General features: G+C 63.0%; 9 protein-coding genes, 1 tRNA gene and 1 other RNA gene. 4 read left to right on the forward strand and 7 right to left on the reverse strand.

Features of this window, described 5'->3' with window-relative positions; genetic code table 11:
- Window positions 1–25: 25 nt before the first annotated feature.
- From PKE84_RS11835 to ffs, 4 genes are all read right to left on the reverse strand, one after another.
- A complete protein-coding gene (locus PKE84_RS11835; protein WP_271177454.1) occupies window positions 26–1231 on the reverse strand; it encodes an acetate/propionate family kinase in 1206 nt (401 codons plus the stop codon).
- Entirely contained in the window at window positions 1228–3357 is a 2130-nt protein-coding gene (pta, locus tag PKE84_RS11840) for a phosphate acetyltransferase (RefSeq protein ID WP_271177455.1), read from the reverse strand. The genes PKE84_RS11835 and pta overlap by 4 nt, the downstream gene beginning before the upstream one ends.
- A gap of 2 nt (window positions 3358–3359) precedes the next feature.
- Complete coding sequence (locus PKE84_RS11845; protein ID WP_271177456.1) at window positions 3360–4721, reverse strand: DUF1254 domain-containing protein; 1362 nt, start codon at window positions 4719–4721, stop codon at window positions 3360–3362.
- Window positions 4722–4822: 101 nt separating this feature from the next.
- Window positions 4823–4919, reverse strand: an RNA gene (ffs, locus tag PKE84_RS11850) — signal recognition particle sRNA small type.
- Between the two features lie 102 nt (window positions 4920–5021).
- Here ffs and PKE84_RS11855 point away from each other — a divergent pair.
- Window positions 5022–5109 (forward strand) — tRNA-Ser (locus PKE84_RS11855).
- Between the two features lie 65 nt (window positions 5110–5174).
- On the opposite strand, the gene PKE84_RS11860 is transcribed toward PKE84_RS11855, so the two are convergent.
- Entirely contained in the window at window positions 5175–6365 is a 1191-nt protein-coding gene (locus tag PKE84_RS11860; RefSeq protein WP_271177457.1) for a site-specific integrase, read from the reverse strand.
- A gap of 390 nt (window positions 6366–6755) precedes the next feature.
- Here PKE84_RS11860 and PKE84_RS11865 point away from each other — a divergent pair, with 390 nt between their 5' ends.
- From PKE84_RS11865 to PKE84_RS11875, 3 genes are all read left to right on the forward strand, one after another.
- Complete coding sequence (locus tag PKE84_RS11865; protein ID WP_271177458.1) at window positions 6756–7793, forward strand: Shedu immune nuclease family protein; 1038 nt, start codon at window positions 6756–6758, stop codon at window positions 7791–7793.
- Window positions 7794–8187: 394 nt separating this feature from the next.
- The gene (locus PKE84_RS11870; RefSeq protein WP_271177459.1) at window positions 8188–9579 is read left to right on the forward strand and encodes a TIR domain-containing protein; all 1392 of its coding nucleotides are present in this window, start codon (window positions 8188–8190) and stop codon (window positions 9577–9579) included.
- 11 nt (window positions 9580–9590) lie between these two features.
- Window positions 9591–10412 (forward strand): HAD-IIB family hydrolase, encoded by an 822-nt coding sequence (locus PKE84_RS11875; RefSeq protein WP_271177460.1) that lies wholly within the window; start codon window positions 9591–9593, stop codon window positions 10410–10412.
- 225 nt (window positions 10413–10637) lie between these two features.
- On the opposite strand, the gene PKE84_RS11880 is transcribed toward PKE84_RS11875, so the two are convergent.
- On the reverse strand, window positions 10638–11522 hold the full coding sequence (locus PKE84_RS11880; protein WP_271177461.1) for a hypothetical protein: 885 nt from the start codon (window positions 11520–11522) through the stop codon (window positions 10638–10640).
- Between the two features lie 88 nt (window positions 11523–11610).
- On the reverse strand, window positions 11611–12180 hold the full coding sequence (locus PKE84_RS11885; RefSeq protein ID WP_271177462.1) for a hypothetical protein: 570 nt from the start codon (window positions 12178–12180) through the stop codon (window positions 11611–11613).
- Window positions 12181–13006: the final 826 nt, after the last annotated feature.

Below are 13006 nucleotides of genomic sequence, written 5' to 3' on the forward strand. Positions count from 1 at the left end.
CACCGTCATCCTCACCGGCCGGAGGTCACCCGGCGGCCGCGCTCTCCCCGATCGCCGCGAGCGTCTGCCGCGCGATCTCCAGTTCCTCGTTGGTCGGAACCACCAGCACTGTCACCGCCGAGTCGTCGGCGGAGATGATCCGCGTATTCTTCGACCGTTCGGCGTTGCGTCCTTCATCGATGCGGATGCCCAGGAATTCGAGGCCGGCAAGCGCACCGGCCCGCACCGCCGCGTCGTTCTCGCCGACACCGGCGGTGAAGGTCACCACGTCGAGTCCGCCGAGCAGGGCAGCGTATGCGCCGATGTAGTGCTTGAGTCGGTGCAGGTACGTGTCGAGCGCTAGCCGGGCACCCTGGTCGCCGTCGACGATGGCTGCGTGCAGATCCCGCATGTCCCGGTGCCCCGAGAGCCCGAATATGCCGCTGCGTCGGTTGAGGAGCTCGTCGAGCTCGTCGGTGGAGAGCTGGGCGCGGCGGGAGAGGTGCACCAGGACGGCCGGATCGAGGTCGCCCGACCGGGTTCCCATCACCAGCCCCTCGAGCGGCGTCAGCCCCATGGAGGTGTCGACCGAACGACCGCCGTCGACAGCGCAGGCCGAGGCCCCGTTTCCGAGATGGAGCACGATCTGCTTGAGATCGCCGAGCGGGCGGTCGAGGTACCGCGCCACCGTCTCGGAGACGTACTTGTGCGACGTGCCGTGGAAGCCGTAGCGGCGCACGCGGTGCCTCTCGGCGAGCTCCGCGTCGATCGCGTACGTGTAGGCCGCCGGAGGGAGCGTCCGGTGGAAGGCCGTGTCGAAGACCGCGACATGCGGAACGTCGGGGAACGCCTTCTCGGCCGCTCGGATCCCTTGCAGGTTGGCCGGGTTGTGCAGCGGAGCGAGATCGGCGAGGTCTTCGATATTGATCTCGACCAGCGGCGTGACGACCGTCGGCTCGAAGAACCGCTTTCCGCCGTGCACGACGCGGTGGCCGACCGCGACGGGCGGGTATTCGGTCAGGCTCGGGCCGTCGGCGTCGAAAGCGTCGAGCATCGCGCGGAATCCGGCCGTGTGATCCGGGATCGCGAGCGTGCGCTCGCTGGTTCCGTGCGGGCCGTGATGGGTCGTCTGCCCGGAGGCGTCGCCGATGCGCTCGACCAACCCGCTCGCGAGCGCCTCCTCCGTGTCCATATCGATCAACTGGTACTTGAACGACGATGAACCGCTGTTGACCACCAGCACCGCGCTCATGACAGCGCCGCCTGGATCGCCGTGATGGCCACCGTGTTGACGATGTCCTCGACCAGCGCACCGCGCGAGAGGTCGTTGATCGGCTTCCGCAATCCTTGGAGGACCGGCCCGATCGCGACGGCGCCGGCACTGCGCTGCACCGCCTTGTAGGTGTTGTTGCCCGTATTGAGGTCGGGGAAGATGAACACCGTCGCCCGACCGGCCACCGCCGAGCCTGGCAGCTTAACCGCCCCGACGGCGGCGTCCGCCGCGGCGTCGTACTGGATCGGCCCGTCGACGGCGAGCTGCGGGCTCCGCTCGTGAACGAGCGCGGTGGCAGCGCGCACCTTCTCGACGTCAGCTCCGGCCCCCGAGTCACCGGTGGAGTACGACAGCATCGCAACGCGCGGCTCGATGCCGAACTGCGACGCCGTCTCGGCCGATGAGATCGCGATGTCGGCCAGCTGCTCCGCCGTCGGGTCCGGGATGACCGCGCAGTCGCCGTAGACGAGCACGCGGTCGGCGAGCGCCATCAGGAACACGCTGGAGACGACCGACACCTCCGGCCGGGTCTTGATGATCTCGAACGCCGGCCGGATGGTGTGCGCTGTCGTGTGCGCCGCACCGGAGACCATGCCGTCTGCGAGTCCGAGATGCACCATCATGGTGCCGAAGTACGAGGAGTCGGTCACGGTGTCGGATGCCTGGTCGAGCGTGATCCCCTTGTGAGCCCGGAGTCGGGCGTACTCCTCGGCGAACCGGAACCGCAGCACGTCGTCGAACGGGCTGAGCACCTCGGCTCCCGAGAGGTCGAGGCCGAGCTCGACCGCGCGGGCGCGCACCTCGATCGGCTCGCCCAGGATCGTCAGCCGAGCGACACCGCGCGAGAGAAGGGTCGCGGCCGCACGCAGGATGCGGTCGTCTTCGCCCTCGGGCAACACGATGTGCTTGTCGGCCGCCCGTGCGCGCTCGAGGAGGTCGTACTCGAACATGAGCGGCGTGACGACGTCGCGCGGGCTCACGTCGAGTCGATCGAGCAGGATCTTGGCGTCGACGTGACGCTCGAACAGAGCGAGCGCCGTGTCGTACTTGCGCTGCGAATCCGCGGCGAGACGACCGCGGGCATGCGTGATGCGCACCACGGCGTCGTAGGTGCCGAGCGCGGTCTTCACGACCGGGACGGTGGAACGCAGGCCGGAGATGAGGCGGTCGATCGGCTCCGGCAGTTCGAATCCGCCGTTCAGCACGATGCCCGTGATCGACGGGAAAGTGCCGGCCGCATTGGCCATCAGCACGGCGAGCAGCACTTCGGTGCGATCGCCGGGCACCACGACGACCGATCCCTCGATCAGTCGCGGGAGCACGTTGTCCATCGACATCGCCGCCACGACCACGCCGAGCGCTTCGCGGGCGAGCAGCGTCTCGTCGCCGGCCAGCAGCGTGGCACCCGTGGCCTCCATGATGGAGCGCATGCTCGGGGCGACGAGGAAGGGGTCTTCGGGAATGGCCCAGACCGGCGCCCCGCCCGCTCCCGGCGCCGCCGTTGCGGCGACCGACGTCGCGACCGTGGCTACGATCGCGTCGAGCTCCGACTCGTCGGCTCGGTTCACGATCACGGCGAGGAGGGCTGCGTGCTCGTCGCGGAGCTCTGTCATCGCGATCTCGGTGAGCTGGCGCAGGTCGTCCGCCGTTCGCGGTTCGGCCTGGCCGAGTCGCTCACCGAGGCCCTGCCCGACCCGCCCGCCGAGCACGAGCAGCACCGGCGCTCCCAGGTTGGCCGCGATGCGTGCGTTGTAGCCGAGTTCGGTCGGGCTGCCGACATCCGTGTAGTCGGAGCCGAGGATGACCACGGTGTCGCATTCCGCCTCGACTGCACGGAATCGACGGACGATCTCGGAGAGGGCTGCGTCCGCATCCGCGTGCACGTCGTCGTAGGTGACGCCGATCGTCTGCTCGTAGTCGAGCGGCACCGTCACGCGCTGGAGCAGGAGTTCGAGCACGTAGTCCCGTTCCTGTGTGGAACGGGCGATGGGCCGGAACACACCGACGCGCCCGACGGCGTGACGCAGAGCCTCGACGACGCCGAGAGCGACGGACGACTTGCCGGTGTGACCTTCGGCGGACGTGATGTAGATCGATCGCGCCACGTTCAGGCGGCCCGCTCGATCGCCGGGAGCAGGTAGTGCCCGTCGAGGACCTGCGCCCCCGGGGCATACATGCGGAGGATGGGCCGGAAGGCCCCCTTCGGCGCCGGCAGCCAGTTGGCGGCTGCCGTCGGGTCGCTCGGCCTGGTGGTGCTCATGGTGATCGTCAATCCTCCGTCGTCGTCGTACACGATCCCTCGCGTCCTGTCGCCGACCGAATACCGCGCCAGCTCGTTGTCGACGAGATAGAACTCGGGCAGGTCGTACATGGTGAGGGACCAGAAGGCGCCGACGGGCGGCGTGGGATGCAGACGGAGCGTGTAGACATGCTCGCCGGTGAGGGCCTCGCCCGCCGCATCGGTGTAGGTCATCGGATACGAGGCTTCGTAACCGTGGTTGCCCCAGAGTCCGCCGAGTGCCGCCGCCGCCCGCTGCGCGTAACGGGTGCGGGGGTCGTCGGCCTTCCACTGAGGACTGTCGATCGTGCCGATCTCGAAGAAGTCGAGGTTGTAGTCGAACACGTGAAGCGTGTCGAGCCAGCCGTTCACCTCAGGCATCTGCTTGCCCGACCGCATGGCGGAGAGCAGCGCTTCCTTGCCCGCCGCATACCCCTCTTCGAGAGCGTCCATCACCTCGGGCGGAGCCTCGCCGAGAGGGCGCGCACCGGTGAGCCCGAGCGCGGCATACGAGTCGAGAGCGTCGCGGTCGCGGTCGGCCGGCGGGAATGCCTGGGACCAGACCCGGAGCCGCTCGAAGAAGTCGAGGGCCTCGCTGCCACCGGCCGAGAGTTCGACGACCGGGAGTCCCTCGGGTGGCGCGAGGGTCTGCAGCACGGGAGTGAGTGTGAGGGCATCCTGGAGCGCGTGGACCGCGGGAAGGTCGGCTTCGCCGTCGACGGCCCAGCGACCGACGATGGTGCCGACGCGCGTGGGGAACCGGATGACCGTCGCGCCGTCTCCTTCAGGATCGGAAGCGTCGTCGGCGTCGGGCTGCCAGCCCGGCGGAACGAGGAGGTAATCGCCGGCATGTCCGCCGGTCGCGCGGGTTCCGACGTAGGCGAAGTTGTTGGTCCAGGCATCGACGAACTGCAGCACGTGATAGCGGTCGGATGCCTCGGGGACGCTCAGGAGAACCGGCCCGGCACCGAGATCGAGCTGCGCGATCGAATACACGGTGTCGTTGTTGATCGAGACGAAGCGGTCGTCGGGACCGGCCAATGTGCGTGCGTGGCTGAAGACGTTGAACGGGGCCGGCGCAAGGCTGCCGAGACCGGTGGTGGTGAAGCGCTCGACCTGCTCGAGATCGAACACGAGGGGGAAGCCGAAGACGTACGCCTCGGACGCCAGCTCAGCGAGCTGAAGAGCCATCGTGCCCCCTCCGGTATCGGTGGTGATCACCACAAACCTACCGTCAGGCTACGCGCGGGAATCCGATCCACAGCAAGCGGTCGGGAATCTACGTGCGCAAAAGAAAAGACCCCTCACGCACCCGCCAGAGCCCGGTTACCCTTGCTGCGTTTCCGCCCTGGGGGAGTTGGCCTGGATGGCGCCACGTGAGGAGCCGGAAAACAGCATACCGAACGAAACTGGATGCTCGTGGCACGAGGCGCCTCCGGGACCCGGTAAGATTCTTCGTGGCCGTCGTTCCGCGAGGTTCGGCACACGCCTGGAGAATTCGCCTAGTGGCCTATGGCGCACGCTTGGAAAGCGTGTTGGGTGCAAGCCCTCGGGGGTTCGAATCCCCCATTCTCCGCCAGTTTCCTTAGGTGAATGAGGCCCCGAGATCCGCGTGATTACGCGGAAGTCGGGGCCTTTGCTCTTTCATCGACCGCCCGATTCGGCCCTCCGTGCCCACACTTTGCCCACACTTTTCTGATGACCTCCCTCATTGAGGCGCATCGCAACCTCGTCGAGGTCGTCATCGAAGAGGTCAGCGTAGGTGTCGAGTGTCATCGCAGCCGACTTGTGGCCGAGCATTCGCTGGACGGCTTTGACGTTCGCGCCGGAGCTGACGGCGAGACTCGCGGCTGTGTGACGGAGGTCGTGAGGAGTCAATCGCTCAAGCTCAGCTTCGGCAAGCGCGGTCAGGAACCAGGACCGCTTGTTGTTGCTCGCACTCGGCCGACGAAGGAAGCCGCCGTACCGGTCGGCGAACACCAGAGCGTCAGGGCCCTTCCCTGCACAGAGACGAGCTAACGGCTCCGAGAGGAAATCGGGGAACGGGACGGAACGCCTCTCCCACGACTTCGGCACCCCCTCAACGACGTTCCCGTCGACCTCTGTGGCAGTGTGGTTGATCTCCAGCCGGCGCCGCCTCATCGAGACGTCTCGGACACGCAGGCCGGTGGCTTCTGCCCAGCGGAGTCCACAGTAGGCCAACACCATGAGGAGCGTCGCCTGCATGTCGGTGTCAGCTGCCTCGGCGAAGCGGATGACCTCTTCGTGGCTTAGATATCTGCGCGCCTTGTTCGAGTGCTTGCGTGGCGAACCGTCGGCGCCGCGGGCGACATTCTTAGCAATGCGGCCGTCCTTCAGTGCGACATCGAGAATGCCGGCGAGCACGCCGAGCGCACGGAGAACGACGGTGGCCGATCGCGGTCTCGATGCGTCTGCGGTCCATGCGGCACGGGGGTTCGACACTGCCGTCCCTTGACCCAACTCGCGGACCCACTGGGCCACAGCGCTGGGTCGGATGGCGCCCACAGCGGCAGTTGCCCACCTCGGCTCGACATAAACACGCCAGGCCGTCTCGATAGAGTGGAAGCTCGAGGGCTTCATCGCCTGACGCTTGTTCGCGAGCCAGCTCGGCGCAAGCTCACCTACCGTGATCCGCGCGGCTTGTGGGTCAACGAATGAGCCCACCGCCTTGGCCACCTCCACATTCGCGAGGTATAACTCGGCGTCGCGCTTGGTCTTGAATCCACGCTTATCGGTCTGGCGGTGTTCGGGCGTGCGATAGCGAACGCGCCACCGTCTTCCGGCACTCGTTGCGTAGGGCGTGACAGTTCCCATGATGACCTCCGTCGCTTACACGTTCCGGAGCGAGGCACATTTCAGCGCGCAACGACATGAATCGCCAGCGAAGCCCTGGGAAAGCCCGCGTGATAACTCAGCCCGTTTACTCGGGGCCAGGCCCACTAGACGGTCTAGTCAGCGGTATTCTGATGTCCAAATTGGCTGCGCGATACCGTCAAGCCAGAGGTCCAGGTTGGGGGTGGCGTGTCTTCATACGACGAGTCGTGGCCCGACGCCGGACCGCCCACTTCCGATGCAGACGCCGCTCGAGGACGGCGGCCTGGATATACCTACCAATCAAAGTCGTTCCCTAACCGAAACTCGCGCTCTCGGGACTTCGAACAACCGAGCAAGTTCGTCAGTCATATCTTCCTCAATGAGACGCCCGTGTCAGGTGAGTCGCCAGAAAGCGACACCAAGGAGGTCATCGTGACTTCGGTAAACGGAACCCGCACCCAGATCAAGGCATTGGTCACACGAAGCGAGGGCAATGTTGTGGACCTAGCAATCCAGGTCGTTCCCGCGCGAGGTCCTGCACGCGAGGCGATGCGTCTCCGTCGAGATGACGTGACTCGGTTCATCGCGTTCATCGAGGCCCTACGGTTCGTTGATCCGACGACCGGCGAATCTCGTGTGCGCGTGGACGACGAACTTCTTTCGAAATTTCTTCGCGATCCGGAGTCGGTCAAAGCTGTGTACCGCGAGGATCCCGCTGCACTCCGCGAACTAATTGCCGAAGACGCCTCAGCAACCGATGTAATCGCTGTCGCCCATCGGCGATCGGCCGTGGCTGAGTTCGAGCGACTACTTAACGACAGCGAACACTTCGAGTCTCAACGAGGCGAAAGCAAAGGTCCTGAGTCCGTCTGGCAAGCCTTTTTCGAGAGGAATCCGTGGGTCCTAGGGATCGGACTCTCAGATCAACTCTTCACATCGTTCGACGAAGACCGTCTCGAGAAGACGGTACTTGGCTCGGATATCGTGGGCCCCGGCAAGCGCGCCGACGCGCTCCTGAAGACAGCTGGTGCAGTGCGGTCTCTGGTCTTCGCCGAGATAAAGCATCATCGAACACCACTGTTGGGCAAGGAGTATCGGATCGGGAACTACCCAGCGAGCTCTGAACTTTCTGGTGCCGTCGCGCAGAGTCAAGGAACGGTTCATGCTGCCGTCGAACGAATTGGACATCGCTATCAACAGCGAACTGCAGATGGTTTCGACGTGCCGGGAGACTATCTGTACATGGTGCGGCCCCGGAGTTTCGTTGTAGCGGGAGACCTCTCCCAGTTCCGCGACATCGGAGGCGGAATGAACGACCGGATGGTGACCTCCTTTGAACTGTTCCGCCGAAACACGTTCGAACCCGAGATCATCACCTTCGACGAGCTGCTCGAGCGAGCCAAATGGATCACACAAGCGTCGAGCTAAGCCGCGATTATCGCCGATTGGCTCTGCGCGAAGCGGATCGACTGCCAACCGTGCGCTCACTGCTAAGGTCTAGATAGTTCACTACTGAAATAGCGAATCCGGTCGCCGGCAACGTAGCCAGCTAAATGGTGCCGGTGGTTAGAAGGCAAGATTGGCTGCGAATCTCGAACGGGATCGTCGCGACCCCCTCCTTTAACATCGACCCAGCTGTCGGGAGGATAACCCGGCAGGGACGCAAGGACTCGCTTGATTCACATTCGTTCGAGTTCCTCATGATTCGCAGCCGTCGTTCGAGATAGCGCACGTCATCGGCCTACTGGGCGAGCGCTCCGCACGGTGACTACAATCGGCGCATCTGACCGCTCACAAGTACGGACGAACCCGAAAGAGATCGATGAAGATCTTCATGAGTCACAGCAGCCGACAGAAGTTGTTCGTGAAGGCGCTACGCGACCATCTACCGAGTAGTGCTTCGCTGTGGATCGACGAATTCGAATTGAGGGTGGGTGCGAGCCTCGAGAATGAGCTGGAGACAGCCGTTCGGCAGGGCAGCGATCTCTTCGTTCTGGTCGTCGACCGGGACTCCAACGCCTCGGAGTGGGTGGCGAAGGAGATTGACTGGGCCCTTCAACGGGAGCGGGAATCTGGCCAGACTTTCCTGCTCCCGATAGTCATCGAACCGGAAGCCTGGAGCGGAGCGGATCCGAGGATTCAGCACCGCAAGTACCTGCCTGTCCGTGACTTCACTGACGAGAGCATCGCTGCCGTTGGTCGCAGTCTCACGTCTGAGATATTCGAATGGTTGTCCAACAGGCTGGACAGCGAACGCACCATATCACCCGGTGAGCTCGAACGCCGCTCGAATGCGGAGTTGCTCAAGACAGCGGACCAACTGACCTCGGATCTCGGGAGCCTGATCAAGGCGGAACTCCTACCGTATCGAGCTAACAATCCCATTGCTCTCACGGACCTATTGGCCGCCCTGCGTGGCAAGCGGTCCATCGATATCACTGACGAGGCGGAGCTTTACGGCGTACTTGAGCGCCTCAGCTCACTACATCGATTGAATGGCGTTGAGTTCGACGACGAGTATGCCTACTTAGAGCGCGAAAACTACTCCTACAAGGCGGACTTATATGTCGCCATCAAAAGGCAGATCGCGCGCCGCGTGGCCAGGGAGATCCACCCCGGAATGACGATCGCCATCGACGGCGGCTCCACGGTTCAACCGGTTGTTGACGTCATCATTCGGCGCCTGCGCACCGGTTCCCTTCAGCAACTGAGCGTAATCACGAATTTCATACCCGCCGCGGCGAAACTTCTCGAGGAACTCAGCTCGCTGGGCGTCGGTGATCACGACCGACTGGCCCAGGTCTTTATGCTCGGGGGCTATTCCCGACCGGTGTCATTGACCACGGTCCCGCTCGACTTCGCGAACAGCGATGAACTCCTTTCCAGCCCGGCCGAGGAGTACAACCGCGTGCTCGAAGTCACTGGGCCCATCGACATCGCCTTCCTCGGAGCGAACGGCACCTACGGTAAGACGGGCCTTGGCACTCGTAACCCGTTCGAGACGAGCGCCAAGCGATGGTTCGTGAGCAACGCCAAGGAGCGCTTTGTGCTTATGGACCCTTCGAAGCTATCGATCCAACAACAGGTCCCCTTTGCGCTGTTCGACGACGGTCTGAAGATCGTCACCGGCGAGACACCGGAAGACCAGGAGAGCCTGCGTCGCTTTGCCGAGCTTGTCGAACCGACAGCGTCGACGCTGGAGATCGTCCAATGAACAGACTCCATATGCTGGCCCTCGACATCGATGGGACATTGATCGGATCTGACAAGAAGATCCCGTCCTTCACCGGGCAAGAGATCCGACGCGTCACGGCGGACCATGCGGTGCACATCGTGCTCATCACAGCGCGTGGTCCACAATCAACTCGAATTATCGAGGAGGCCCTAGGCGTGGAATGTTCCTACGCCACGTACGGGGGTTCCCTTGTGTGGGCTCGCAACGACGACGGCGGCTTCACCACATTGGGCGAGACACCGCTTGAATTCGGCGATGTGAGGACGTTTGTGGAAGAAGGCCAGCGGCTAGATGTGCACATTGGCGTCTACACGCGCAACGACTGGATAGTTAACAAACTCGACTATTGGGGACTACGCGAAGCGCGAAACACATCTATCTGGCCGACCCTTGTCAGCCCTGCACTTGTGGAGTGGAGCGAGTCCGAGGAACCCGTGTTCAAGATCATGTTCCGCGGCGACGGCGACCAGTTAACCAATCTCGAGAAAATTCTGCGGGCACGGGACGCAGAGGCGTTCATTCACCGTATGCCGCATGTCATCGAGATTGTGTCTGCGCACGCGGTAAAACTGCCGGCGGTTGCCTCGCTGGCAAACTATCTCGGGTACGAACTCGGCGAGATCATGGCCTTTGGTGACAGCCTCTCCGATGTGGAAATGCTTGAGCACGTGGGCGTCGGCGTACTAATGGGCAATGCCGCCAAATCCGTCCAGGCCTCCCATCACGTCGAGCGCACGCTTTCGAATGATGAGGACGGAATCGGAGTGATGCTTCGTAAGCACTTTCCAACAACAGCACCGTTCCGAACATAGGACGAAGCGCCTGCACCGCTGGCCACAATCGAGCGCTCGCGGCACTGCGACGAGGCCTTCGAGACGCTGGGATTTGAACCTGACGGCACCCCTTTAACGCAGTCGAGATGCGGCAAAGACCACGGAATTCCGCGTCCTCTCGATGACATTGCATCCCTCTTGCTGACAGCAGTTGTGGGGTTTTTGTGGGGCACCACTGAAGTCCTGCGACATCACGGATCGGTCTTAGCTAGCGCGCTCCTTCTCTTCATGAGCTCCGATCTCGTCGAGGAGGGCTTGCGACTCAATCAAGAACGGGCGATTCGGTGAAAGGGTCAGGTCGTCCCGCGAAACCAATGCACGAAACTCCGTCACGATATCTCGCTGCGTGTACTCACAAACGGCGACCCATGTGTCGGCCAACCTTACGAGAATCGCGGCCGACACGGCGAGCCGGCCTCGCGCGAACACGATGCGCCCGCGATCATCTGGTCCTAGCTCCACCGCCTCCTGGTGCTGAGCGAGTCCCGCATGGGCGATATCGCTAAGCGCTCCATACAGCTGTCCGGTTCCAGGCACCAGCTTCTTGAGCTGATTGATGGAATACGAGGCACTCACTGCATCGATCTCATCCAGAGACGAGAGCTTTGATGCTGCGAGCGCCCAAGCTATCTGCTCAAGGATCTGACGCGAGATCGTGTCGCCCTCAATGTTCAGGCCCAGCCGATAAAGGATGTGCGCAGCACGAAACCCTGAGTCGAGTCTCTGCAACGCGACGGCAGCCGCGAATGCTCCATAGTTTTCACCTTCGGTAAACTCTCCCATCGAGTTGAGCGTCCGACGCATGTGATCTCTCGACGCGAAGTAAGCCCTCAGATATAGCTCGGCTGCGGTGGGCTTAGCCGGCGCTTCGTCGTGGGTGTACGTGCGTCGCGCATAGTCAAGGCTGCTCAGGCCCATGGCGCTCGCAATCGCGGCCGCTCGCAAGTTGCGCGGCAGCGATGTGTTGCGCCACCGCGCCGAGTAGACAACGAAACCACCGACCGGGATCGGGAACGAATCGAACCCTTCGAGAGTGTCGAGGAGCTGGTCGTGAAGCTTCAACTCAACGGGATCAACAGATTTCGCCATGTTCCCTACCGTATTGTCACCCACTGAGCCGCCCCGGCTCCCACGCTCAGCCTGGCTGACCTGGACGCGACAACTCATTGACGGCAGGTCACTTCCGATCAGTCGCGGAGCCTCCGGGGACGTAACGCTCGGTTTCCCTGAGCCAGGCGTCGAAGTCTGGGACTTTGACCTTGTCTGCCACGCGCGCATCGGAATCGCGCCAGCGGCGGATCGAGTCTGTGACGACGTCTACGAAGTCGATTGCGTACGTTGTCCAGCGGTAGTTGTAGTCGGCCATTCCGTCGCTATCGTCATCGCCGCTTCTCCAATGGTCGACGAAAGACAACGCGGTTGCTTCGCCGATCGCGTAGCGAAGGCTCCGCTTCACGTGCCGCAAGCGCGGGGGGAGCCGGTGTCGCGCATCGTCGAAGGCGTCGTAGGTGGCCTCGATCGTTGCCCGCCACACTGACACGTCCCGCGTGTGCTCCGCAGATCGCAAGAGGGCCTTGAGATCTGCGAGTCGCTCGATCAGGAGGTTGGCCGTGCTTCGACGCAACTCGTTCGCCTCGGCGCGCTCTCGCTGGCGCGATCCGAATCGTGCGCTCAGGTATGCCCCGACGGAGGCAGCGAACGTACTGCCGATAACAGTCGTGAGCATGCCCGGGTAGTCCATCTCCATATTGGAAGTATTGCCCACGATTGCAACAGAGTCAGTCAACTTCGTGTGGCGCCTCTTCTCTGCCGAACAATACGGTCGGCACATGGAACAGACTGTTACGGCCGTCAAGAACCCGACGGAGTCTTAACTGCGATCCGAGGTAGGGCGCATGAGCCGAGACTGGGTGCTTGTCAGTACTACTCAGAGCTCGCCGAGTGAGCCGCTTTATTTGTTGTTCTGGCGTCGCATCCAACACTGATTAATGCGTTCGGAGCGACTCTGGCCGTGATGTCGGCTGCCTGAGTAACCGTGTCGGCCTCATCGCAGGGGCGTTCTCGCGACGCGTGGAGATCAGGGACCTGCTGGTCCTGTGCGACTCACCCACGCATTGCCCCAAATTCGAAGCCGAGATGCCGCCGATTTCTAGCACCTGCCTGCGATGATCGTGATCAACGATGAAGCGCCAGCGCGTGTGCGCTTGAGCGCACGTGACAGCGTTACTTGCAAGCTGGTGCCTTCGCCGCGGTGGAGGGCGTGGGATTCGAACTCTATTCGTGCCCCGGTTGGGAAGCAGTCGAGTGCCGAAATCCGCGGATAATCAACGTTCTTCGCCTCCACTTGACCTTGTCGGAACTCCTACGACCTCACTCAGTTGTGCGCAAAATGTGCGCAAATTAACGTCCAGCGATACCCGGATCGCTTGGCTCTTCCGTCGCGGTAGCCGATCCCTCAGTGAGCGGCTCTAGGGTCCCTTTATTCTTCGACGAGATGGGCGAGGTTCTCGAGTTCGTTCGTGCGGCCGGCGACAAGTCGCTCGGTCCAGACCTCATCATGCAGTGCCTCCATG

The organism is Leifsonia poae, from assembly GCF_027921845.1.
Lineage (GTDB): Bacteria > Actinomycetota > Actinomycetes > Actinomycetales > Microbacteriaceae > Leifsonia > Leifsonia poae.

What these genes read in the sequence shown, in the direction of transcription:
- PKE84_RS11870 (WP_271177459.1), top strand. Translation starts at nt 8,188, where the DNA reads ATGAAGATCTTCATGAGTCACAGCAGCCGACAGAAGTTGTTCGTGAAG.
- PKE84_RS11835 (WP_271177454.1), bottom strand. Translation starts at nt 1,231, where the DNA reads ATGAGCGCGGTGCTGGTGGTCAACAGCGGTTCATCGTCGTTCAAGTAC.
- PKE84_RS11875 (WP_271177460.1), top strand. Translation starts at nt 9,591, where the DNA reads ATGCTGGCCCTCGACATCGATGGGACATTGATCGGATCTGACAAGAAG.
- PKE84_RS11860 (WP_271177457.1), bottom strand. Translation starts at nt 6,365, where the DNA reads ATGGGAACTGTCACGCCCTACGCAACGAGTGCCGGAAGACGGTGGCGC.
- PKE84_RS11845 (WP_271177456.1), bottom strand. Translation starts at nt 4,721, where the DNA reads ATGGCTCTTCAGCTCGCTGAGCTGGCGTCCGAGGCGTACGTCTTCGGC.
- PKE84_RS11880 (WP_271177461.1), bottom strand. Translation starts at nt 11,522, where the DNA reads ATGGCGAAATCTGTTGATCCCGTTGAGTTGAAGCTTCACGACCAGCTC.
- PKE84_RS11885 (WP_271177462.1), bottom strand. Translation starts at nt 12,180, where the DNA reads ATGGAGATGGACTACCCGGGCATGCTCACGACTGTTATCGGCAGTACG.